The sequence below is a fragment of the Pseudazoarcus sp. NS36 genome (genome assembly GCF_059703705.1).
The window spans coordinates 296,428-317,787 of sequence record NZ_BAAKJA010000002.1; the positions used below are offsets into that span (position 1 = coordinate 296,428).

Sequence of the window (21,360 nt, forward strand, 5' to 3'; positions counted from 1 at the left end):
GCAGCCGCAACACGCAGCAACGGATTACAGACCGCGGCGAAATAAACTTTGTTGCTGGAGAAGCAAGCGGCTCCGAGCACGGATCAGCATTGCGGAAGCGAATGGATATGAATATTGAACAGGCACTGAAAAGCGCGGAGACACTTTCCCGGTCGGGGAGGCTCTCGGACGCACTGGATCTATTGTCATCTCTGAATCAGACGCACCCAAATAATGCAAAAATTCTAGTTGAGCTGGGAGTTTCACAAAGACTAGCCGGCTCGCTCCCTGATTCGGAGCGCAACCTCCTGCGCGCCACTGAAATTTCCATTACCGCCGATGCATTCAAAGCCTTAGCGGACACCCAAGACGCCATAGGCAACACAAGGGAGGCGATCGCTAACTATGCTCGAGCCATAGAATTGCGCTCCGATTTCTTTCAAGCACACGCCAACTATGCCAACTTATTGGAAGAGACTGATCCGGACCGGGCTCTCCGACACTTTCAGACTGCGCTAACGCTCCGGCCAGACATTGCCGAACTGCACGATAGTGTCGGCCGGGTGCTCGCAAGACTGGGTAAAAACATGATGGCCTGCACCGCCTTCAGACAAGCGATCAAATTAAAACCCACGCTCGGCACCGCTTACTTCAACTTGGCGGTTCATCTTATGGCAGCCGGTCAAATAGATAATGCGATCATGCACTTCAGAAAGGCATCGAAATTTATGCCGAATCCACTGTATGCGCAAATCGGACTGACCGACGCGCTACTGAAAAACAGCGAAACAGAGGAAGCCCTTCAGATCATCGACGCGTTGAAGAAGTCTCCTCTGGCACCACCACAAGAAGTCGAACGCCTGGAGGCTGAATTCGCGTATGCCACGCATCAGCTCGAAGAGGCGATCCAGCGCTATTGCACGCTGGAAGCAAGGCACACCGGCGACGAGAAGCATCTGCGAAGAATATATGTGCGTAAAGCCGAGATCATGGACGCCAATGGCAACTACTCTGGCGCATTCGATCTTCTGGAACGGGCGCATCGAATTGTCGTAAGGCCATTTGATCGCGACCAACTGAAGAATCGCGTAGAACGTTTGTTAGAACTTTACCCTCAAACCGCAGGCACAAGCCGACACACTACCGTGAGTCAAATATCGCCAACTCCAGTCTTCATCTTCGGCATGTCTCGAGCCGGGAAATCAATTGCAGAAACTCTTTTGAAATCTCATCCAGCTTGCTACGGCCTCGATGAGCAACACTCGGTTGCCCAACTGAGAAACAGCATATCTCTGGGCCCCGAACGAGACTCTCGGGATGCGACAATGGCGAAACTCAACCCCGATCAACTCGTTGCGCTAGCCAGAGACTACATGGATATTGCCGCGGAGTACCTCGAAGACGAGGGCCTTTCCATCAGCCGTGGGATCACTCATCTCATTTCAGCCACGCCGGGAAATACATGGAATCTCGCCCTCATCCATCGCATGTTCCCCAGCGCACCCATCATCCACGTTGTTCGAGACCCGCTTGACAACTGCCTGGCATGCTTTTTCAAAGACTACGCCAGCGAATCTCATAGCTACTCGGATCGGATAGATGATCTTGGGTTCTATTACCTGCACCAGCAACGCCTCATCAGTCACTGGCGGGATGCAGTCAAAATACCCATGCTCGAAATCCACTACGAGGATATGGTCAACCGTCCGAACGAGATGCGTGATCTTCTATCGGATTACATTGGTCTTAGCCGGCCTGTCGGCAGTGAGGATTTTTCAACCCGATTTTCGCACCGGCATATCGGCATCTGGCGTAACTACGAAGCTCAACTCAAACCCTTGATTTCAATGCTGAACGCGGAAGGAGCTTTGCGCCAACACACTTGACGGGGTGAATGTGAAGGAGTTCGCCGAATTTTCGGAATTGAATCTGAAGCGACCATCCACCGCATGCCTGAACTGCCCATACGCGAATCAGAAATGCGTAAGAATGGCACGGCTGGGCAGGTCAAGATGAAAGCCGTGCATGACGCCCTGACTGGACACACTGCACCAGGCGCTGGACGCAAGCACAGCAACGATCAATACTCACTTGAATCCCTGTTTGACGCCATCCACCGGTTTGATCCCGAGCTGGATTCGCATCATCTCTACAAGGGCACCCCCTCACGCCCCCAAGAATCGTGGCAAGCAGCTTGATCTCAGCTTTCCACGGCATCGTGATCACGTTTGCCATGAACCTGAGTCGGCAGTATGGCGACAGTATGGCAAGCCCATCGTGTTGGCACGCTAACAGGAACAGCATGCCTGCATGGATGTGGCATCGATCAAGCACTGTCCGGCAATCTGGCTTTCCGTCGTCTGAACTGGCGCAGGCATCGATTGGACTAGACCGTGCAGAACTCTTTGCCAACTGGCAGAGCGGACACAGTTCAAGAGCGTTTTACGGTTGCCCCGATACGGTCATAAATACCGTGGCGTGAACGAAAAACGGGCGCCGAAGCGCCCGTTTCTTTGCTCAAACCGTCAGGAGACGATCAGAACTTGTGGGTGATGCCAACGTTGAAGCCCGAGGTATAGGCGAAATCGTACAACGAATTACCACTGGAATCTTCACGGGTATCACCACCGCCGATACCGAACGAACCTTCAGCCTCGTCGTTGGTGCTGACCTTGGCGTAAGTAGCATAAACCGACGTACGCTTGGACAGGCTGTGGACGTAGCCCAGAGCGAACTTGGAGGCTTTGGCGTCAGACGAGCCGCTTTCTTCAACCTTGGTGCGGGTGTAGAGGGCGAGAACTTGGCCACGCTCGCTCACCGGAGCAACTGCACCGATCATCCACGATTTCTGCTTGTCGTCGCCGCCGCCGATGAAGTCATTCTTGGTTTGGCCGTAAGCCAGACGCAGATCAACAATACCGAAGTCGTAGCTACCACCAAGGTTCCAGCGCTTGCGATCATCAACCGAGCCGCTGACGTCCGAGTACTTCTCGTAGCCGAAACCGACCTTCAGCGGGCCGTTCTTGTACATCGGGGTGATGCTCCAGCCCTTCGTATCGACGTCGCCTGGCTCGCCGCTGAAGTTGTCTCCATCTTCACCCGAGATGTTGGTGCTGTAGGCCAGGGAAACCGTGAAACCACTCATGTTCGGGGTGGTGTACATCACTGCGTTATCATAACGCGAGGTCTGCGTGAAGATGTCCTGCACGCTACCGATACCGGTGGCACCGAACGGGTCCAGACCGGAGATCAGCTGACGCGACGGGTTGAAGTCACGACCCAGCCACACCTTACCGAAATCACCCTGCAGACCGACAAAAACCTGACGGTTGCCGCTAGCAGCGGAGATGTCAGAGTTCAGGCCTTGCTCAATGGTGAAGAAAGCCTTCAAGCCGTTGCCCAGGTCTTCAGTACCGCGGAAACCAAGACGGCTGGACGACTGACCGTCGTTGTCAATAGCGCTCTTGCTGCTGGGCTTCGGAGCACCGATCGTGTCAACTTCGCCACCGCTCAGGTGACGAAAACCCAAGTCCATGATGCCGTAGATTTGCACGTTCGACTGAGCGAAGGCCGGAGCCGACACCAGACCGGCGACTGCCAGTGCGATGAGTTTCTTTTGCATTGAAATTCCCCTCTAGGTTCAAGTTAAAACCGACAGCGCTTGCCGGCCCCACTTACCTCTCGTGCGAGAAGCTGGATTGCATTCTGCGGAAGGCGGCCCACCCGCCGCAAGCTTGCGGTGGCTTTTGCGTGTCTGCCGCGCCAATCATGTTGCGCTGGCGCAACGTGGAGCGCCCCCAGCCTTGCGCGGCGCCGCCATAAACGAAAAACGGGCGCCGAAGCGCCCGCCATAAAAGCACGGAAATCGTGCTCAGAAATTGTGGCGAATACCCACGTTGAAGCCCTTGCTGTAGTTGCCCGACTCGATGCCGTTAGTGCCCGGGCCCACGTCGTAGTAACCAATCAACTCAGCAAAGTCGTTGGCGCTGGACTGGGCGTAGGTGGCGTACACGTTGGTGCGCTTGGACAGGGCGTGGTTGTAACCCACAGCCCACTGGCTGCCCTTGAGGCTACCGATATCAAACGAGAAGATGTCCACGTCGCGCTTGCTGCGGTTATACGACATCAGCACGGTTCCGGCCGCGGATACCGGGACGGTCGCCGCGAGCATCCACTGCTTGCCCTTGGTACCGAGAATGCCGGAGAAGGGGCCCACACTGAAGTACTCGTTCTTGACGGTACCGTAGGTTGCGCTGACCTTGAGTGCGCCGAAGTCGTATGCGCCAAAAAGGTTCCAACGCTTTTCCTGGTAACTGAGGAAATCGTTGTCCAGACGCTCATATGACAGGCCAACCTGCAACGGCCCGGCCACATAGGCGCCCATCACGTTCCACAAGCGCGTATTGATGCTCCGCTCGCCTTTGGGAATGGCGATTTCGTCGCCGGACAGACCCACGTCGATGCCCAAGAACTCGAAGCCGACGTTGGTGGAGTAGTTCGCGCCAAAGGTAAAACCACCGTAGTTCTGCGACGTGAACTGGATGGAGTTGTCGAGCCAGACCGTCGAGCGATGGATGTTCTCCATGTTACCCGCGCCAGCCGCACCGAACGGATCGAGGTCGGCAACGGCTGCGCGCACGCTGTTCATGTGACGACCCAGCGACACCTTACCGAAATCACCGGACAAGCCGACGAAGATCGCCCGCGAGCTGGTGGCACTGGCCGACGTATCGGCCGACAGTCCCTGCTCGATGGTGAAAAACGCCTTCAGGCCATTGCCGAGCTCCTCGGTTCCGCGAAAACCGATACGACTGGGCGCCTGATTGCCGGAGTCGATCGCGTTGCGTGACTTGAACGTGTCGCCAATCAAGCTCGTCTCACTGCCACTGAGACGGCTGAAGCCCAAGTCCATGACGCCGTAGATCTGCACGTTGGATTGCGCCGCGACCGGCGCGGACGCGAACCCGGCGAGCGCCAGGGCGATGAGTTTCTTTTGCATGGTTTTTCCGTTTGTAGGGGGCATCGGACGGCCCCATTGCCGCCCCGAGTGCCGCTGTGATACTTGCTTGCAGCAGTGCTTACATTTTGCAAAGAACTCGGATGGAATGCTACAGGCGCGTCAAAAGCCCCCCTTGGAAGCCCGCTTGATGTTGCAATCTGACTACAGCGGCGCCGCACCGCTCGTTGCGCTGGCCGCTACGTCAACCCTCCACGCCCTCACCTCCCTGCATACCGCCTGAAAAAACCGCTTGTATTCCCCAAAGCACACCCCCATACTGCGTCCGCGGGTTTTCAAAGTACGACAGCTCTTACGCAGTACCTCGCGGTATACGGTTTGTGCTCCTCGCCTTGATTCTCGTACTACCGGGCTCACGCCCATGCATCATCTCAATCATTGCAAGGAATGCATTTCATGGCACAAGGTACTGTTAAGTGGTTCAACGACGCCAAAGGCTTCGGCTTTATCACCCCGGCTGACGGTGGCGAAGACGTCTTCGCTCACTTCTCCGCCATTCAGGGCAACGGCTTCAAGTCGCTGGCCGAAAACCAGAAAGTTTCGTTCGACATCGTCAGCGGCCCGAAAGGCAAGCAGGCAGCGAACATCCAGCGCATCGACGACTAATCGTCTTTCGCCGCTACGAAAAAGCCCGGGCAACCGGGCTTTTTTGCGTTCACGGCTAGCGCACATCGCGTGACAGTGGCGGCAGCGGCCACTGCGCAACAAGCTAGAATCGGCTGCATTTTTTGATTGAAGGGGGTTTCATGGAGCGGCGCGACGGCCCCATCGGGGTATTCGACTCGGGCATCGGTGGCTTGACGGTGGTGCGCGCACTGATGGACCGGCTCCCCTTTGAGGACATCGCCTACTTCGGCGACACGGCCCGCGTACCCTATGGCATCAAGTCGGTCACCACCATTCGTCGCTTTACAGCAGAGATCACGTGCTTTCTGCTGCAGCGCGACGTCAAGATGCTGATCGTTGCGTGCAACACCATGGCGGCCGTGGCGACGGACGTGGTGCGCGAGCTGGCGCTGGACGTACCGGTACTGGATGTGATTGAAGCCGGCTCACAGGCAGCGCTGGCGCACTCGCTGGCGCGGCGCATCGGCGTGATCGGCACGCCAACCACCATCAACAGCAACGCCTACGCGCAACGCATGCATGCGCTAGACCCAAGCGTGCAGGTGTATTCGTCGGCCTGCCCGCTGTTCGTGCCGCTAGTGGAGGAAGGCTGGCTGGATCATGCGGTAACGCGCATGACCGCGCGGGAATACCTGAAACCGGTGCTGGCGGAGGAAGTGGACAGCCTGGTACTGGGCTGCACGCACTACCCACTGCTCAAGCCCTTGCTGAAAAGGGTGGCCGGCAAGAACGTTCGCCTGATCGACTCGGCCAGCACCACAGCCGATCTTGCCGCACAACGTCTGCAGGCGCTCGGCCTGGCGCGCAGCAGCGGCACCCCGACGCACCGCTTTTATGTCACAGACGTGCCCTTGCGATTCCAGACCATCGGTGAGCGCTTTCTGGGGCGGGCGCTGGGTTTGGTCGAAAGGGTGGGCTGGGAGTGAGTCGCGATGCGCACGCCGCGTTGCGACATGCGTACCGCAACCCAGGGCCGATGTCGCATTCCGTCCGACGGTTCAACGCGAGCTAGGTAGCGCCCGTCGCAATCGGCCGCACTGGATCGGCGCACCATTCGCTCCACGATCCTGCATACAGGCGTGAGCCGTGTAAACCGGCGACTTCCATCGCCAGCAGGTTGTGGCAGGCCGTCACACCCGAGCCACATTGATGCACGACGTCCTGCGGCAAGCGCCCTTCGAGCAGCCGCTCGAACTCGGCACGCAATTCGTCTGCGGAGCGGAAGCAACCGTCAGCGAGATTGCTCCGGAAGAACCGGTTAAGCGCGCCTGGAATGTGGCCGGCCACGGGATCGATGGTCTCGCTTTCGCCGGCGAAACGATCCGGGCTGCGCGCGTCGATCAGACAGACCTCTGCGCCATCGAGCGCCCTCTGCAAGCCGGCAGCGTCGATGCAGCCGGCCACCGCTGCGCCGACCGGGTGTTCCACCGGCGCAGGGGCAGGCACGGTGGCCTCCAGCGGCAAGCCGGCCTTGCGCCAGGCGCGATAGCCGCCGTCCAGCACGGCCGCGCGTGCGTGACCGATCCAGCGCAGCAACCACCACAGCCGCGCCGCAATAGCCCCTCCAGCATCATCGCAGGCAACCACCTGATCGTCCGGGCCAATGCCGAGGGCCCCCAGACGGGCGGCAAACGCGGACGGGTCAGGCAGGGGGTGCCGGCCATTGCGGCCAGTAGTCGCGCAGGACAGGTCTTCGTCCAGATGCATGAAGATCGCGCCCGGAATATGGCCCTCAGCGTACGAACGGCGCCCGGCCTCGACGTCCGCCAGATCATGGCGACAATCGACGACACGCAGCCCCGGCTGACCCAGCATGCCGGCCAGCACGGGCGCTGCCATCAGCGTGCGGAAGTCGTTCATTGCGCCGACTCCGCCGCCTCATCCAGCCACATCAGGGCATCACCTTCTTCGTCGAACACACGCACTTCGCCGTCAACAAACCACTGCGTCATCCATGCGCTCCAGCCAAACCACTGATTCTGGGTAAGCACGGCGACACGCTGAAAGTCGTGACGATGCTCGCGCGAGAAGCGGAGGTCTTCCCAGGCCACGTCGAGCGTGAAATTGAGCATCTCGCGCAGGTCGACCAACAGATTCACCGGCCCCTCAAAGCGCGACTTGTACGTGAACAGCTCCTCGAATTCCTTGAAGTCGGCCAGCGTGAACTCGCCAAACACGGCAATCGAAATACGCTGCGGACTGTGGTCGATGGTGATCATGGCGCTCCTCCACGCATTGTCGTGCAAACCACTATAGGGCCGGATCGCAAGCCCGTCGAGCATGCCGACTTGATGTAGCCTGAGGGCGGATACCGCCACGGGGGATGCCATGACTTTCCTGCTTGCGCTCGATCAGGGCACAACCAGTTCGCGCGCGATGATCTTCGACGCCCATGGCCGCTTGATCGGATCATCGCAGCGCGAGTTCGTCCAGCACTACCCGCAACCCGGATGGGTCGAGCACGACGCGCACGAGATCCTCACCACTCAGCTCGATTGCGCCCGCGCAGCCATCGCCGAGGCTGGCATCGCGCCCTCCTCCATCGCAGCCCTGGGCATCACCAACCAGCGCGAAACCACAGTGCTGTGGGATCGCAAGACCGGCCAGGCGATTGCGCCCGCCATCGTGTGGCAGGACCGACGCACCGCCGCGGATTGCGACCGTCTGCGCGAAGCCGGCCACACCGACCTGATCCGCAGCCTGACCGGACTGGAACTGGACGCCTACTTTTCGGCCACCAAGATCGCCTGGCTGCTGGACAGGACGGCGGGCGCACGCAAGCGCGCGATGCGCGGCGAACTGGCCTTCGGCACCATCGACACCTGGTTGATCTGGCATTTGAGCGGCGGCACGCTGCACGCCACCGACCCCGGCAACGCTTCACGCACGATGCTGTACGACATTCGTCGCGGCGAGTGGAGCGACGAACTGCTCGCCCTGTTCGACATCCCGCGCTCGCTGCTGCCCGAGGTCGTCGACAGCGTCGGCGTATGCGGCCATACCCGCGCCGACGTGCTCGGCGCAGCCATCCCCATTGCCGGCATTGCGGGAGACCAGCAGGCTGCCACCTTCGGTCAGGCGTGCTTTGAACCGGGCATGGCCAAGCAGACCTATGGCACGGGTTGTTTTCTGCTGATGAACACCGGCGGCGAGGCAGTCGAATCGCACAACCGCCTGCTCACCACCATTGCCTGGCGGCACGAAAACAACGTGAGCTATGCGCTGGAGGGGAGCATCTTCATCGGCGGCGCGCTGGTGCAGTGGTTGCGCGACGGGCTCGGCCTCATTCGTTCATCAGCCGAGATCGAGTCGCTGGCCGCCTCGGTGCCGGACAGCGGCGGCGTAGTGCTGGTGCCCGCCTTTACCGGGCTCGGCGCCCCCTGGTGGGACGCCTACGCGCGCGGCACGCTGATCGGCCTTACGCGTGGCACGACACGCGCCCACATCGCACGCGCGGCGCTGGAGGCCATTGCGCTGCAAACCGTCGACCTGGTCGAGGCCATGAAGCGCGACGGCGCAGCACCCTTGCACGAGTTGCGCGTAGACGGTGGCGCAGCCTCCAACAACCTGCTGATGCAGTTGCAGGCCGACCTGCTCGACGTCCCGGTCGTGCGGCCGCAGATGCTTGAAACCACCGCACTGGGCGCGGCCTACATGGCCGGCATCGGCGCAGGCGTCTGGTCGGGGACAGACGAAGTCGCTGCGCATTGGCAGGAAGCCGCGCGCTTCCAGCCGCGCATGAAATCCGCTGAGCGCACTACGATACTGGAGCGTTGGCATCGGGCCGTGGAACGATCCCGCGGGTGGGCAGAAGACTGACGCAGTGCGCGCCCCGACTCTGAGCTATGGGGCGGTAGTGAGCTCAACTCGCGCGATCAGCCCGCCATCGGGCGCGTTGGCCAGTGACACTTCACCACCCTGCGCACGCAGCAGGTTTCGCGCGATGGCAAGCCCCAGGCCGGTGCCGCCGGTGTCGCGGTTGCGCGAAGATTCGGTGCGGTAGAAGGGCTCGAATACACGTTGCAGCTCTTCATCTGGCAGACCCGGACCGTAGTCACGAATCACCACGACCGAGTCCGGGCTGATCGCAATATCCACGCGCTCGCCGAACTTCACACCGTTCTCGATCAGATTCCACAGCGAACGCCGCAGCCCCATCGGGCGCGCGGTGCATACCGCGGATTCACCGGGCGCGAGCGTCACACGCCAGCCCAGTTCCTGCGCGTCTTCAGCGATGGTTTCAAGCAGCGCTCGCAAATCGATACGCTGCACCGGCTCGCGGTCTTCCAGGCTGCGTGCATAGGCCAAGCCCTCACGCACCAGCGCCTGCATGTCGCCCAGGTCAGACTGGATGCGGCCACGCAGCGCCTCGTCATCGATCTGCTCGGCGCGCAGGCGCAGGCGAGTGATCGGAGTCTGCAGATCATGGGAGATCGCCGCCAGAATCCGCGTGCGCTCGTGGATGTGTTCGCGAATGCGCTGCTGCATCAGACGGAAAGCGCCTGCGGCCTGGGTAACCTCTGCCGGGCCGGTGGCGGTGACTTCACCGCGCTCGGGATCCTCACCCAGCACGCGCGCAGCTTCCGCCAATTCGGAGAGCGGGCGCGTGGCCACACGGACGGCAAGCCACGACAGCAAGCCGATACCGGCAATCAGCGCGGCCAGTGCCGCCAGCATGCGCTCGGGCGAAGCCGCGCGCCGGTCCGGCCCCTGCTGGATACTCGGCAGGCGCACGGTCAGTTCGGCTCCGTCAGACAAACCAATGACCGCAAGCACGCGTGGCGGCCCCTTTCCGTCACGCGCCTGCGGTGGCGGCGGCTGGAAGTACAGACGCACGGAGCGGTCGGGCTGCGCACGCTCCAGCGCGTCGGTAAGCGACCCGCGCCAGGCGGCCGGCATGGCATCCGGTGGCGGGCCATCGAGTGAGAAGCGCAAGCGACGGTGACGCATGGATTCGAGTTGCGCCGAGCGTTCGGCAGGCGTCAGGCGGTCGATGACGTCCACCACTGCAGCAACCTCGCGGGCGACGCCTTCGATCAGCACATCGCGGTCGAAGCGCTCGCGCTCGCCAAGGAACAGCCAGAAACTGGTTCCGAGCACCACCGCCAGCCCGACCAGCCAGATCCACATCAGGCGGGCAAACAGGGTGCGAGGCATCATCATGCCTCAGCCTCTACGTTGGCGGCGAGCACATAACCCCCGTTGCGCACGGTCTTGATGATGACCGGATCGCGCGCGTTGTCGCGCAGACGCTGACGCAGACGGCTCACCGCCAGATCGATGGAGCGGTCGAACACCTCGGCGTCCCGCCCGCGCGTCAGTTCCATCAGCTGGTCGCGCGAGAGCACGCGCTGTGGGTGCGCCGCGAAGACGCCGAGCAACCGGAATTCCGAGCCCGACAACGGCACCACCACACCCTCGCCATCGACCAGATGGCGCGCAACGGTGTCGAGCGACCAGCCAGCGAAGTGCAGCGTACGGGGCGTCTCCGCTTCGTCAAGATTGGGCGGCAAAGCCCGAGCACGGCGCAGGATGGCGCGGATGCGGGCGTACAGCTCGCGCGGCACGAAGGGTTTGGGGAGGTAGTCGTCGGCGCCCATTTCCAGGCCGACGATGCGGTCCATCTCTTCGCCGCGCGCGGTCAGCATCAGCACGGGGATCGAGACATGCGGCCCGCCAGCGCGCAAGCCACGGCACAGGCTCAGGCCATCCTCGCCCGGCATCATGATGTCGAGCACGATGAGGTCGATGCGGTGGTGATCGAGCACCATGCGCATCTCGCGGCCGTTGCCGGCCGTGGTGCAACGCAGGCCCTGTTTGGTGAGGTAATCGGCGAGCAGCTCGCGGATGTCGCGATCGTCGTCGACGATAAGAATGTGGTCGGCTGTGGCGCTCATCGTGTTCCCGTCCTGGTCATGCATGTACGAAGCATCGCGCAAGCCGGGCGCCGCGTGTGTACCGCCCTGTATCAGCGCGCGATCATGTTGTCGCGGTGGATCAGTTCGGGCTCGTCGATGTAGCCGAGCAGCGCCTCGATGCGGTCGCTGGGCTGGCGCGCGATGCGCCGGCATTCCGAGCTGCTGTAGTTCACCAGCCCGCGTGCGATCTCCTCGCCACCGGCCGTACGGCAGGCAACAATGCCGCCGCGCTCGAACTCGCCAACGACCTGCACCACACCAACCGGCAACAGGCTGCGCCCGCTTTTAAGGGCCTTGGCAGCGCCGTCATCGACGACCAGGCTGCCGGCCAGCTGCAGGTGATCTGCCATCCACTGCTTGCGCGCGGCCAGCGGTGTGCTGGTGGCGTACAGCAAGGTGCCAAGCGGCTCGGCCGCCGCCAGCCGGATCAGCACATCAGGCTCCCCGCCGCTGGCGATGCAGGTGTGTGCGCCGCTGCGCGCGGCGCGCTGCGCGGCGCGGATCTTGGTGATCATGCCGCCCTTGCTGATGCCGGTGCCGGCGCCACCGGCCATGGCCTCATAGGCGCGGTCTTCGGCACGGCCTTCGCTGATCAGGGTGGCGGCCGGATCCTTGCGCGGATCGGCGGTGTACAGGCCCTGCTGATCGGTCAGGATGATCAGCGCCTCGGCCTCGATGAGGTTGGCGACCAGCGCACCGAGCGTGTCGTTGTCGCCGAACTTGATCTCGTCGGTGACGATGGTGTCGTTCTCGTTGATGATCGGCACCACGCCGAGCTCAAGCAGCGTAGCCAGCGTCGAACGCGCGTTGAGGTAGCGCTTGCGATCGGCCAGATCCTCGTGCGTGAGCAGGATCTGTGCGGTGTGCACGCCGTGGGCAGAGAAGGCCTCTTCGTAGGCTTCAACCAAGCCCATCTGACCGACTGCTGCCGCAGCCTGCAGACGGTGCATTTCGTGCGGACGCTTATGCCAGCCAAGCCGCTGCATGCCGGCCGCAATGGCGCCTGAAGACACCAGCACGATCTGCTTGCCGGCCGCACGCAGGGCCGCAATCTGACGCGCCCAATCGGCCATCGCGGCCTTGTCCAGACCGGCGCCGTTGCGGGTCACCAGCGCGCTGCCGACCTTGACGATCAAGCGGCGCGAGGAGCGGATTTTTTCTCTCATGACAATGACGGTCGTCGAAAGTCAGTGTTGGGGGCCGGATTCTTCCGGGTCATCCGCGACAGCCGACGTGTCGGACTCTTCCAGCGGCACCTCGGCCGGCGCATTCGCAACGCGCTCTGCTTCCAGACGCGCACGCTCGGCATCGAGGAAATCCTGCAACGCAAAGATCAGGCCACGACAGCCTTCTCCGTTGATCGCCGCGATCTCGAAATGACGCTCGACCGGGCCATAGGCTTCGAGAAAAGCGGCGACGCGTTCGGCGCGCTCTTCCTCGGCGATCAGATCGAGCTTGTTCAGCACCAGCCAGCGCGGCTTGTCGAACAGCTCCTGATCGTAGCGGCGCAGCTCCTCGACGATGGCCTTGGCGTCGTGCACCGGATCCGCATCGGGATCGAAGGGTGCCAGATCGACCAGATGCAACAGCACGCGCGTGCGCTGCAGATGGCGCAGGAACTGGTGGCCCAGACCGGCGCCGTCGGCCGCGCCTTCGATCAGGCCGGGAATGTCGGCGATGACGAAGCTGCGTTCGTTGGCGGTGCGCACCACGCCCAGATTGGGATGCAGCGTCGTGAAGGGATAGTCCGCCACCTTGGGCTTGGCCGCGGAGACCGAGCGGATGAACGTGGACTTGCCGGCGTTCGGCATGCCGAGCAGACCGACGTCCGCCAGCACCTTGAGCTCCAGGCGCAGCATGCGCTGCTCGCCCTCTTCGCCCATGGTGCGCTTGCGCGGCGCTCGGTTCACGCTCGACTTGAAGTGGATGTTGCCCAGGCCACCCTTGCCGCCGCGGGCAATCATGACCTGCTTGCCGTCTTCGTCGAGGTCAGCGATCAGGTCACCGGTCTCGTAATCCGTGATCACAGTACCGACCGGCATGCGCAGCACGATGTCGTCGCCGCCCTTGCCGTAGCAGTCGGCACCGCGACCGTTCTCACCGCGTTCGGCGCGGAAGTGGCGCGTGAAGCGGAAGTCGATGAGCGTGTTGAGGTTGCGGTCGGCCTGCGCATACACGCTGCCCCCGCGTCCGCCGTCGCCGCCGTCGGGACCACCGCGCGGCACGAATTTTTCGCGCCGAAAGGATGCGGACCCGTTGCCACCGTCACCGGCGACCACCTCGATACGCGCTTCATCAAAGAATTTCATGTCTGCTTTCCGCAGTGCAAAAACAAAAAAGCCCTATCGCAAGGATAGGGCTTTTCGAACCAACAGGGATGCTCAGGCTGCGGTCGGGACGATCGTCACGACGCGACGCTTCTGGGCGCCCTTGACCGAAAACTCCACGGTGCCATCGGTCAGCGCGAACAGGGTGTGATCCTTGCCCATGCCGACGTTGTCGCCGGCGTGGTACTCGGTGCCACGCTGACGGATGAGGATGTTGCCGGCAATGACTGCCTGGCCACCGTAGCGCTTCACACCGAGGCGCTTGGAATGTGAGTCGCGACCGTTACGGGAACTGCCGCCGGCTTTCTTGTGTGCCATGTCGAATTACCTCCTGACTCAGGCCGAGATGGCTTCGATACGAAGCTCGGTGTAGTTCTGGCGATGGCCCTGACGCTTCTGGTAGTGCTTGCGACGGCGCATCTTGAAGATACGGATCTTGTCGTGACGGCCGTGGGAAACCACGGTGGCCGTGACTGCGGCGCTCGAAACCAGAGGCGTGCCGATTTTCACGGACTCGCCCTCGCCGACCATGAGAACCTGGTCGATAGTGATTTCGGAACCCACGTCAGCCGGTATCTGTTCTACTTTAAGTTTTTCACCGACGACGACACGGTACTGCTTGCCGCCGGTTTTTATGACCGCGTACATGGTGAAGCTCCAATAGATGGATGGGTGTTGCGAAGAATCGCGCATTCTGCCGTCCAAGTAGCGGATAGTCAAGGGGATTCCCGCCCTGCCACAGACCCGCCGCTCGACACCCCGCACGCTCACTGCCCGCGATTGACCTGCGCCGCCCGGGCTGCGGCGTCAGACGCTAGGCACCCTCAACGGCGGGCAACTCCGCCAGCAAGCCCTCCAGCGCATGCTGCTCCGTCCGGTAGTGCGCATGCGGCTGCAGACGCTCCCACAGGCCGGTACGTTCCATCGCGTCGATGACCTGTTTCTTGAGTCCGCAGAAAGCCAGCGTGCGTCCTTCGGCAACAAGGCGGCCATGCACGGTGGCGATGGCATCCAGCCCGGTCGAGTCGATGCCATTGATGCCGGCCGCGGAGACCAGCAGCACCCTTACATCGGACTGAGCCTTGAGCGCGTCCGATGCGGCGTCCTCGAACAGCTCGGACGTAACGAAGGTCAGCGCGCTGTCAAACCGCATGACCACCAGATTGGGATGCGGGTGCGGCAGACCGAAGCGCTCGCGATCACGGTAGGTGCCATCCTCGTGCAGCCCGAGCTGCGCCACGCGCGGCTGCATGTCGCGGTACAGCATCAAGGACAGCGAGATCAGCAACCCGACCAGAATGCCGTTCTGGATGTTGGGCGCAAAAGCCAGCGTCGAAACGAAAGTCGCCGTGGCGGCGATACCGTCGTCGCGGCCGGCCTGCCAGGAGCGTCGGAACGCGGCGAGATCGAACAGATTAAAGACCACCAGCACGATCACCGCCGCCAGCACCGCAATGGGCAGATGCCACAGCAGCGGCGTCAGATACAACAGCGTTGCAATCACGAACACCGCCGCCACCAGCGATGACAAGCCGGTGCGTGCGCCACTGGCGAAGTTCAGCGCCGAGCGCGAGAACGAACCGCTGACCGGCATGCCACCCTGGAGTGCGGACGCAATCTTGGCCAGCCCCTGACCGACCAGCTCACGATTCTGCCGCCAGCGCTCACCGGTACGCGCCGAGATGACGCTGGCGCTGGCAGTGACCTCCATGAAGCTCACCAGCGCAATCACGAAGGCCGCCGGAAACAGGACGACGATCAGATTCCAGTCGAACGTCGGCAACACGAAGGCCGGCAGCCCCTGTGGAATGTGGCCGACCACGCGACCACCGCCGTCTTCGTACCCGGACATGGCTGCCACCACGATGGCCACCGCCGTAACCAGCAACACCCCCGGCAGGCGCGGCGCGGCGCGGCGCAACACCACCAGCGCCAGCAATGTCGCCAGACCGAACAGCAACGCCGGCAGGTGCAAGTTGCCCAGATTGCCGAGCATTGCGAGAAAGTCGACCAGAAAATGATCCGAGCGCGGCATGCGCAGGCCAAGCAGTGCCGGCACCTGCGACAGCGCAATGAGCAGCGCGGAGGCGTTGATGAAGCCGACCATCACCGGCCTCGACAACAGCTTCAGCAGCCAGCCCAGCCGCAAACCGCCCAGTGCGAGCTGGATCAGGCCGGAGAGCAGCGCCAACACAATGGCCGCCTCGATGAACGCCTCTGTTCCGGGGCGTGCCACCGCGATCACACTGGCACCTGTCAGCAATGAAGTCAGCGCTACCGGGCCGGTGGCAATCGCACCACAGGAGCCGAACATTGCTCCGATGATGGCCGGCAGCAAGGCTGCATACAGACCAATGTAGGGGGGCAGCTGCGCCAATTGGGCGTAGGCCAGCGCCTGAGGCACCAGCACCAGACCGACGGTGATGCCGGCAATGATGTCTCCCCGCAGACCGAGCGCACGCCACTGGGCAGGCCAGGCCAGGAACGGCAGATAGCGCTCGACAGGACGCATCATTCGCGGGCGCTCAGGGGAAAGGTGCGTTGCATGGTGGGCGATGGTAGCAAATCCCTCGATCACCGGTAGATGACAGCAGCCGACGGCCTTTGCTAGGATGCAAGTTGTCTGACAAATTCAACCCACTCATGAACGCTCCCGACTCCGGCCTGCACCCTGCCCGCCTCGGCGACGAAATCGCCGGACGACTGGACGCATGGATCCGCGAACAGCAGCTCCCGCCCGGTGCGCAGTTACCGACCGAAAAGGCTCTGTGCCAACGCTTCGGCGTCAGCCGCCCGGTCATTCGCGAGGCCATTGCGCGGCTCAAGGCCGAGGGCTGCGTGCGCACGCGCCAAGGTTCCGGCGCCTTCGTGGCCGAACGCCCCGAGGTGTTCCGCCTGCCGCCGCCTGACGGACTGGCGCAGGATGCAGACGAAGTGTTTGAACTGCGTTATCTGATCGAAACCGGGGCCGCGGCACTGGCCGCCGAGCGGCGCAACGAACACGACCTGCAACGCATCGAGTCGGCACTTTTACGCATGCGTGGCGCGCTGCAAACACAGGCCGAAGCCGCGTGTGACGATGACGCCTTTCACGTTGCCATCGCCGAGGCCACACACAACCGCGCCCTGGCACGCTTCGCACAGTTCATGGGGCAACAGTTCTCGCACTCGCGCAAGCCGACCTGGAGCGAGGCGGGACATGTCACGGGGCGTGCAAAAGAGGCCCAGGACGACCACGAACGCATTTTTCTGGCGATTGCCGCTGGAGATCCGGCGGCCGCCAGACAGGCGGCCGCGGCGCACCTGACCGGCGCCGCACGCCGTCTCGGGCTGGACCCCGCGCGCTGGCGCGCGGTTGATGAAGGGGAGAGAACATGAACACCACGCTGGATGCGCCGTCGATGGCGGTAGCCGAACAAGACTTTTCCGGCATCGACCGCTCGCGCGTGATTGACGCACTGAGCGCCGTGCTGCCTCGCGACGCGCTGATGTATGAAACGGAGGACGTCCGCCCCTACGAATGCGATGGCCTGTCGGCCTACCGTCAGCTGCCGCTGGCCGTCGCCCTGCCCTCGACCGAGGAACAGATCGTGGCCATCCTGCGCTGCTGCAAGGCGCTGGGCGTGCCGGTGGTGGCGCGTGGCGCCGGCACGGGGCTGTCCGGCGGCGCCTTGCCGCACGCACATGGGGTGCTGCTGTCGCTGGCCAAGTTCAACCGCATCGTGGCCATCGACCGCCTCGCCCGCACGGCCGTGGTGCAGCCGGGCGTGCGCAACCTCGCCATCTCCGAAGCCACGGCACCATTCGGCCTGTATTACGCGCCCGATCCGTCGTCGCAAATCGCCTGCTCCATCGGCGGCAACGTGGCCGAGAACTCCGGGGGCGTGCATTGCCTGAAGTACGGCCTGACGGTGCATAACGTGCTGCGCGTGCGCGGCGTGACGATGGACGGCGAGGTGGTGGAATTCGGCTCCTGTGCGCCCGATACCCCCGGCTACGACCTGCTGGCCGCGATGATCGGCTCGGAGGGCATGCTGGCAGTGGTCACCGAAGTCACCGTCAAGCTCACGCCCAAGCCGCAGCTTGCGCAGTGCGTGCTGGCCGCCTTCGATGACGTAAAGAAAGCCGGCGACGCGGTGGCTGCCGTCATCGCCGCCGGCATCATCCCGGCCGGGCTGGAGATGATGGACCAAGCCACCACCATCGCCGTCGAGGCCTTCGTGCACGCCGACTATCCCCTCGACGCCAAGGGCATCCTGCTGTGCGAATCCGACGGCACGCCGGAAGAAGTGGCCGAGGAGATCGAGCGCATGCGCGAGGTGCTGCAGGCCGCCGGCGCCACCGAGATCCGCGTGTCACGCGACGAGGCCGAGCGCCTGCGCTTCTGGGCCGGCCGCAAGGCCGCCTTCCCCGCTGCCGGCCGGCTGTCGCCGGACTACTACTGCATGGACGGCACCATTCCGCGCAAGCGCCTCGGCGAAATGCTCGAAGCCATTGCGGAGATGGAGAAGAAGTACGGTCTGGGGTGCCTGAACGTGTTCCATGCCGGCGACGGCAACCTGCACCCGCTGATCATGTTCGACGCCAACACCGAAGGCGAACTGCATCGCGCAGAGGAATTCGGCGTCGAGATCCTCGAACTGTCGATTGCGCTGGGCGGCACCGTTACCGGCGAACACGGCGTCGGCGTGGAAAAGATCAACCAGATGTGCAGCCAGTTCGACCGGCCCACGCTGGACGCCTTCTTCCGCGTCAAGGCAGCCTTTGACCCGGCCGGCCTGCTCAACCCCGGCAAGGCCATCCCGACGCTGAACCGCTGCGCCGAGTACGGCAAGTTGCACGTCCAGAACGGCCAGTTGCCGCACCCGGACATCCCCCGCTTCTGATGGACAAGGGCCTGCTCCAACTATTGCTGGTCGGCGCACCGGTACTCGCGCTGATCGGCGCCTGGGCCACGCTGCGCCTCGTCAAGAAACGGCCGAACGACAGGAAGAAACCATGAGCGACATCATCGAACAGTGGCGCGACACCATCCGCGCAGCCACCACCGCCCGCCGGCCGCTGCAACTACGCGGCGGCGGAACCAAGGATTTTTACGGCAGACCGCCAGAGGGCGAGATCTTCGACACGCGCTACCACCGCGGCATCGTCAGCTACGAGCCGACCGAACTGGTAGTCACCGTGCGCGCCGGAACAAAGCTGGCGGAGCTGGAAGCAGCGCTGGCCGAAAAGAACCAGTGGCTGGCTTTCGAGCCTCCGCACTTCGGCGAAGGCGCAACCGTCGGCGGCGCGGTGGCCTGCGGCCTGTCAGGCCCACGCAGGCTGGCCGTCGGGAGCTTGCGCGACTTCGTGCTGGGCATGAAGGTCATGGACGGACGCGGCGACGTCTTGAGTTTCGGTGGCCAGGTCATGAAGAACGTCGCGGGCTACGACGCATCGCGTCTGGTTACCGGCAGTCTTGGCACGCTTGGGCTGATCCTCGAGGTCTCGCTCAAGGTCCTGCCCCGCTCAACGATGGAAACCACGCTGCGCATGGACTGCGATCAGGCCACGGCCTTGGCGAAGATGAACGAATGGGGCGCCGAACCGCTGCCGGTGTCCGCCACCGCATGGCACCACAACACCTTGCATGTGCGGCTTTCGGGCGCTCGCGCTGCGGTCGGCGCCGCCGTCAAACGCCTGGGCGGCACGCGCGTGAGCGACAACGAGGCCACGCCGTTCTGGGAGACCCTGCGCGAGCAAGATCACGCCTTCTTCGCCAGCAGCGATGTGCCGCTGTGGCGCTTCGCGCTACCGACCACCACGCCGCCGCTGGCGCTGGACGGTGAACAACTGATCGAATGGGGCGGCGGTCAGCGCTGGCTGCGCTCGGATGCCCAGCCCGCCGCACTGCGCGCCGTAGCCTCCGCGCTGGGTGGCCACGCCACACTATTCCGCGGCGGCGACCGTAGCGGTGACGTATTCCAACCGCCCGCCACCGCGCTGATGGACATCCACCGCCGCCTGAAGGCCGGCTTCGACCCGGCCGGCATCTTCAACCCCGGCCGCCTCTACGACGGAATCTGACCATGCAGACCCAGCTTGCCGATTTCATCCGCGACACGCGCGAGGGCCAGGAGGCCGACGCCATCCTGCGCAAATGCGTGCACTGCGGCTTCTGTACCGCAACCTGTCCGACCTACCAGCTGCTCGGCGACGAGCTGGACGGACCGCGCGGGCGCATCTACCTGATCAAGCAGGTGCTCGAAGGTGCCGAGCCGACCACGCGCACGCAGCTGCATCTGGATCGCTGCCTGACCTGCCGCGCCTGCGAAACCACCTGCCCTTCGGGCGTGGAATACGGTCGCCTGGTCGACATCGGCCGTCACGTGGTGTCGCAGCGCGTACCGCGCACGGGCCGCGACCGACTGCTGCGCTGGGCGCTGAAATCCTTTGTGCCGCGCACGGCGCTGTTCGGCACCGCGATGAAAGCCGGACGCATGGTGCGCGGGATGCTGCCGGCTGCGCTCAAGGAGAAAGTCCCGGAAGCACGCCCGGCCGGCGCCTGGCCGGCGCCGCGCCACACCCGCCGCGTCATCGCGCTGGCGGGCTGCGTACAGCCCGCAATGGCGCCGTCCATCAATGCCGCCGCCGCGCGCGTGCTCGACGCGCTCGGCATCTCGATGGTCGAACAGGCCGGCGCGGGTTGCTGCGGCGCGCTGCGCCAGCACCTCGACGACCACGATGGCGCGAAAACGGATGCGCGCCGCAACATCGACGCCTGGTGGCCGGCGGTGGCGCGCGGCGAGATCGAAGCCATCGTGATGACGGCCTCCGGTTGCGGCGTGCAGGTGCGTGATTACGGCCATCTGCTGGCCGACGATGCGGCTTATGCCGACAAGGCAGCCCGCATCTCCGAACTGACGCGCGACATCGGTGAAATCGTGGCAGCCGAGCACGATTTGCTGCGGCAGGTGCTCGGCAAGCGCAGCAACGCGGGCAAGCTGGCTTTCCATGCGCCGTGCACACTGCAGCATGGTCAGCAGATCCGCGGCGTGATCGAATCCATCCTGACCGCCGCCGGCTTCGAGCTGGTGCCGGTGCGCGACGGCCATCTGTGCTGCGGCTCGGCCGGCACCTACTCGCTGCTGCAGCCGGAGTTGTCGCATCGCCTGCGGGACAACAAGCTCGCTGCGCTGACCGAGCATGGCGCCACCGCCATCGCCTCGGCCAACATCGGCTGTCTGACGCATCTGGACCCGGCCAGCAGCGTGCCGGTGCGCCACTGGATCGAGTACGTGGACGAACGACTGAGCGCGTGAAACCGCCGATCTGGACACCTGCCGACTTGTGACGACGGGGGTGTAATCGGTATCATGCCGGGTCCTGTCTTGCCCGGAATTCGCCCGCGCACCGCCAACAGCGGCCGCCCGGCTCGGTCCGGCGCCCCGCCACACCAAGCTTTGCGGCGGCGGGATACACAATTCGAACGAATGACCTGATGGAGAATCTC

General features: G+C 63.4%; 20 protein-coding genes. 9 read left to right on the forward strand and 11 right to left on the reverse strand.

Going from position 1 to position 21,360, the window contains the following annotated elements; genetic code table 11:
• Nucleotides 1-107 precede the first annotated feature (107 nt).
• The gene (locus AC6H0R_RS04535; protein WP_497580149.1) at nt 108-1,865 is read left to right on the forward strand and encodes a tetratricopeptide repeat-containing sulfotransferase family protein; all 1,758 of its coding nucleotides are present in this window, start codon (nt 108-110) and stop codon (nt 1,863-1,865) included.
• 63 nt (nt 1,866-1,928) lie between these two features.
• On the forward strand, nt 1,929-2,177 hold the full coding sequence (locus tag AC6H0R_RS04540; RefSeq protein WP_497580150.1) for a hypothetical protein: 249 nt from the start codon (nt 1,929-1,931) through the stop codon (nt 2,175-2,177).
• 338 nt (nt 2,178-2,515) lie between these two features.
• On the opposite strand, the gene AC6H0R_RS04545 is transcribed toward AC6H0R_RS04540, so the two are convergent.
• Both AC6H0R_RS04545 and AC6H0R_RS04550 read right to left on the reverse strand, forming a co-directional pair.
• Complete coding sequence (locus tag AC6H0R_RS04545; RefSeq protein ID WP_497580151.1) at nt 2,516-3,601, reverse strand: porin; 1,086 nt, start codon at nt 3,599-3,601, stop codon at nt 2,516-2,518.
• A gap of 249 nt (nt 3,602-3,850) precedes the next feature.
• Nucleotides 3,851-4,978, reverse strand: a complete 1,128-nt coding sequence (locus tag AC6H0R_RS04550; RefSeq protein WP_497580152.1) for a porin — start codon at nt 4,976-4,978, stop codon at nt 3,851-3,853.
• A 414-nt stretch (nt 4,979-5,392) separates the two neighbouring features.
• Here AC6H0R_RS04550 and AC6H0R_RS04555 point away from each other — a divergent pair, with 414 nt between their 5' ends.
• Both AC6H0R_RS04555 and murI read left to right on the forward strand, forming a co-directional pair.
• Entirely contained in the window at nt 5,393-5,602 is a 210-nt protein-coding gene (locus AC6H0R_RS04555; protein WP_497572272.1) for a cold-shock protein, read from the forward strand.
• Nucleotides 5,603-5,742: 140 nt separating this feature from the next.
• Entirely contained in the window at nt 5,743-6,549 is an 807-nt protein-coding gene (murI, locus tag AC6H0R_RS04560; protein WP_497580153.1) for a glutamate racemase, read from the forward strand.
• 82 nt (nt 6,550-6,631) lie between these two features.
• On the opposite strand, the gene AC6H0R_RS04565 is transcribed toward murI, so the two are convergent.
• On the reverse strand, nt 6,632-7,483 hold the full coding sequence (locus AC6H0R_RS04565; RefSeq protein ID WP_497580154.1) for a sulfurtransferase: 852 nt from the start codon (nt 7,481-7,483) through the stop codon (nt 6,632-6,634).
• Entirely contained in the window at nt 7,480-7,842 is a 363-nt protein-coding gene (locus AC6H0R_RS04570; RefSeq protein WP_497580155.1) for a SpoIIAA family protein, read from the reverse strand. The genes AC6H0R_RS04565 and AC6H0R_RS04570 overlap by 4 nt, the downstream gene beginning before the upstream one ends.
• 109 nt (nt 7,843-7,951) lie before the next feature.
• Here AC6H0R_RS04570 and glpK point away from each other — a divergent pair, with 109 nt between their 5' ends.
• A complete protein-coding gene (glpK, locus tag AC6H0R_RS04575) occupies nt 7,952-9,442 on the forward strand; it encodes a glycerol kinase GlpK (RefSeq protein ID WP_497580156.1) in 1,491 nt (496 codons plus the stop codon).
• Between the two features lie 24 nt (nt 9,443-9,466).
• Here the strand turns inward: glpK and AC6H0R_RS04580 are convergent, their stop codons facing one another.
• From AC6H0R_RS04580 to AC6H0R_RS04610, 7 genes are all read right to left on the reverse strand, one after another.
• Nucleotides 9,467-10,783 (reverse strand): ATP-binding protein, encoded by a 1,317-nt coding sequence (locus AC6H0R_RS04580; protein WP_497580157.1) that lies wholly within the window; start codon nt 10,781-10,783, stop codon nt 9,467-9,469.
• Nucleotides 10,783-11,520: a response regulator gene (locus tag AC6H0R_RS04585; protein WP_497580158.1), complete on the reverse strand. Its 738-nt coding sequence runs from the start codon at nt 11,518-11,520 to the stop codon at nt 10,783-10,785. Before AC6H0R_RS04585 ends, AC6H0R_RS04580 begins: the two co-directional genes overlap by 1 nt.
• A gap of 71 nt (nt 11,521-11,591) precedes the next feature.
• Complete coding sequence (proB, locus tag AC6H0R_RS04590) at nt 11,592-12,707, reverse strand: glutamate 5-kinase (protein ID WP_497580159.1); 1,116 nt, start codon at nt 12,705-12,707, stop codon at nt 11,592-11,594.
• A gap of 21 nt (nt 12,708-12,728) precedes the next feature.
• Complete coding sequence (cgtA, locus tag AC6H0R_RS04595; protein ID WP_497580160.1) at nt 12,729-13,850, reverse strand: Obg family GTPase CgtA; 1,122 nt, start codon at nt 13,848-13,850, stop codon at nt 12,729-12,731.
• A 72-nt stretch (nt 13,851-13,922) separates the two neighbouring features.
• Nucleotides 13,923-14,186 carry a 50S ribosomal protein L27 gene (gene rpmA, locus AC6H0R_RS04600; protein ID WP_497580161.1) on the reverse strand — a complete coding sequence of 88 codons (264 nt, stop codon included), beginning with the start codon at nt 14,184-14,186 and terminating at the stop codon, nt 13,923-13,925.
• Nucleotides 14,187-14,204: 18 nt separating this feature from the next.
• On the reverse strand, nt 14,205-14,516 hold the full coding sequence (rplU, locus tag AC6H0R_RS04605; protein ID WP_497572282.1) for a 50S ribosomal protein L21: 312 nt from the start codon (nt 14,514-14,516) through the stop codon (nt 14,205-14,207).
• Between the two features lie 166 nt (nt 14,517-14,682).
• Entirely contained in the window at nt 14,683-16,383 is a 1,701-nt protein-coding gene (locus AC6H0R_RS04610; protein ID WP_497580162.1) for a SulP family inorganic anion transporter, read from the reverse strand.
• A gap of 128 nt (nt 16,384-16,511) precedes the next feature.
• On the opposite strand from AC6H0R_RS04610, the gene AC6H0R_RS04615 reads away from it, so the two are divergent.
• From AC6H0R_RS04615 to glcF, 4 genes are all read left to right on the forward strand, one after another.
• Nucleotides 16,512-17,246 (forward strand): FadR/GntR family transcriptional regulator, encoded by a 735-nt coding sequence (locus AC6H0R_RS04615; protein ID WP_497580163.1) that lies wholly within the window; start codon nt 16,512-16,514, stop codon nt 17,244-17,246.
• Nucleotides 17,243-18,754, forward strand: coding sequence for an FAD-linked oxidase C-terminal domain-containing protein (locus tag AC6H0R_RS04620; RefSeq protein WP_497580164.1), 1,512 nt, complete (start codon nt 17,243-17,245; stop codon nt 18,752-18,754). Before AC6H0R_RS04615 ends, AC6H0R_RS04620 begins: the two co-directional genes overlap by 4 nt.
• 112 nt (nt 18,755-18,866) lie before the next feature.
• Entirely contained in the window at nt 18,867-19,934 is a 1,068-nt protein-coding gene (gene glcE / locus AC6H0R_RS04625) for a glycolate oxidase subunit GlcE (protein ID WP_497580165.1), read from the forward strand.
• A gap of 2 nt (nt 19,935-19,936) precedes the next feature.
• Nucleotides 19,937-21,169 carry a glycolate oxidase subunit GlcF gene (gene glcF, locus AC6H0R_RS04630; protein ID WP_497580166.1) on the forward strand — a complete coding sequence of 411 codons (1,233 nt, stop codon included), beginning with the start codon at nt 19,937-19,939 and terminating at the stop codon, nt 21,167-21,169.
• Nucleotides 21,170-21,360: the final 191 nt, after the last annotated feature.

Excerpts from the sequence above, each read along its gene's own strand:
- AC6H0R_RS04535 (WP_497580149.1), top strand. The coding sequence starts at position 108 with ATGAATATTGAACAGGCACTGAAAAGCGCGGAGACACTTTCCCGGTCG.
- AC6H0R_RS04540 (WP_497580150.1), top strand. The coding sequence starts at position 1,929 with ATGCCTGAACTGCCCATACGCGAATCAGAAATGCGTAAGAATGGCACG.
- AC6H0R_RS04545 (WP_497580151.1), bottom strand. The coding sequence starts at position 3,601 with ATGCAAAAGAAACTCATCGCACTGGCAGTCGCCGGTCTGGTGTCGGCT.
- AC6H0R_RS04550 (WP_497580152.1), bottom strand. The coding sequence starts at position 4,978 with ATGCAAAAGAAACTCATCGCCCTGGCGCTCGCCGGGTTCGCGTCCGCG.
- AC6H0R_RS04555 (WP_497572272.1), top strand. The coding sequence starts at position 5,393 with ATGGCACAAGGTACTGTTAAGTGGTTCAACGACGCCAAAGGCTTCGGC.
- murI (WP_497580153.1), top strand. The coding sequence starts at position 5,743 with ATGGAGCGGCGCGACGGCCCCATCGGGGTATTCGACTCGGGCATCGGT.
- AC6H0R_RS04565 (WP_497580154.1), bottom strand. The coding sequence starts at position 7,483 with ATGAACGACTTCCGCACGCTGATGGCAGCGCCCGTGCTGGCCGGCATG.
- AC6H0R_RS04570 (WP_497580155.1), bottom strand. The coding sequence starts at position 7,842 with ATGATCACCATCGACCACAGTCCGCAGCGTATTTCGATTGCCGTGTTT.
- glpK (WP_497580156.1), top strand. The coding sequence starts at position 7,952 with ATGACTTTCCTGCTTGCGCTCGATCAGGGCACAACCAGTTCGCGCGCG.
- AC6H0R_RS04580 (WP_497580157.1), bottom strand. The coding sequence starts at position 10,783 with ATGATGCCTCGCACCCTGTTTGCCCGCCTGATGTGGATCTGGCTGGTC.
- AC6H0R_RS04585 (WP_497580158.1), bottom strand. The coding sequence starts at position 11,520 with ATGAGCGCCACAGCCGACCACATTCTTATCGTCGACGACGATCGCGAC.
- proB (WP_497580159.1), bottom strand. The coding sequence starts at position 12,707 with ATGAGAGAAAAAATCCGCTCCTCGCGCCGCTTGATCGTCAAGGTCGGC.
- cgtA (WP_497580160.1), bottom strand. The coding sequence starts at position 13,850 with ATGAAATTCTTTGATGAAGCGCGTATCGAGGTGGTCGCCGGTGACGGT.
- rpmA (WP_497580161.1), bottom strand. The coding sequence starts at position 14,186 with ATGGCACACAAGAAAGCCGGCGGCAGTTCCCGTAACGGTCGCGACTCA.
- rplU (WP_497572282.1), bottom strand. The coding sequence starts at position 14,516 with ATGTACGCGGTCATAAAAACCGGCGGCAAGCAGTACCGTGTCGTCGTC.
- AC6H0R_RS04610 (WP_497580162.1), bottom strand. The coding sequence starts at position 16,383 with ATGATGCGTCCTGTCGAGCGCTATCTGCCGTTCCTGGCCTGGCCTGCC.
- AC6H0R_RS04615 (WP_497580163.1), top strand. The coding sequence starts at position 16,512 with ATGAACGCTCCCGACTCCGGCCTGCACCCTGCCCGCCTCGGCGACGAA.
- AC6H0R_RS04620 (WP_497580164.1), top strand. The coding sequence starts at position 17,243 with ATGAACACCACGCTGGATGCGCCGTCGATGGCGGTAGCCGAACAAGAC.
- glcE (WP_497580165.1), top strand. The coding sequence starts at position 18,867 with ATGAGCGACATCATCGAACAGTGGCGCGACACCATCCGCGCAGCCACC.
- glcF (WP_497580166.1), top strand. The coding sequence starts at position 19,937 with ATGCAGACCCAGCTTGCCGATTTCATCCGCGACACGCGCGAGGGCCAG.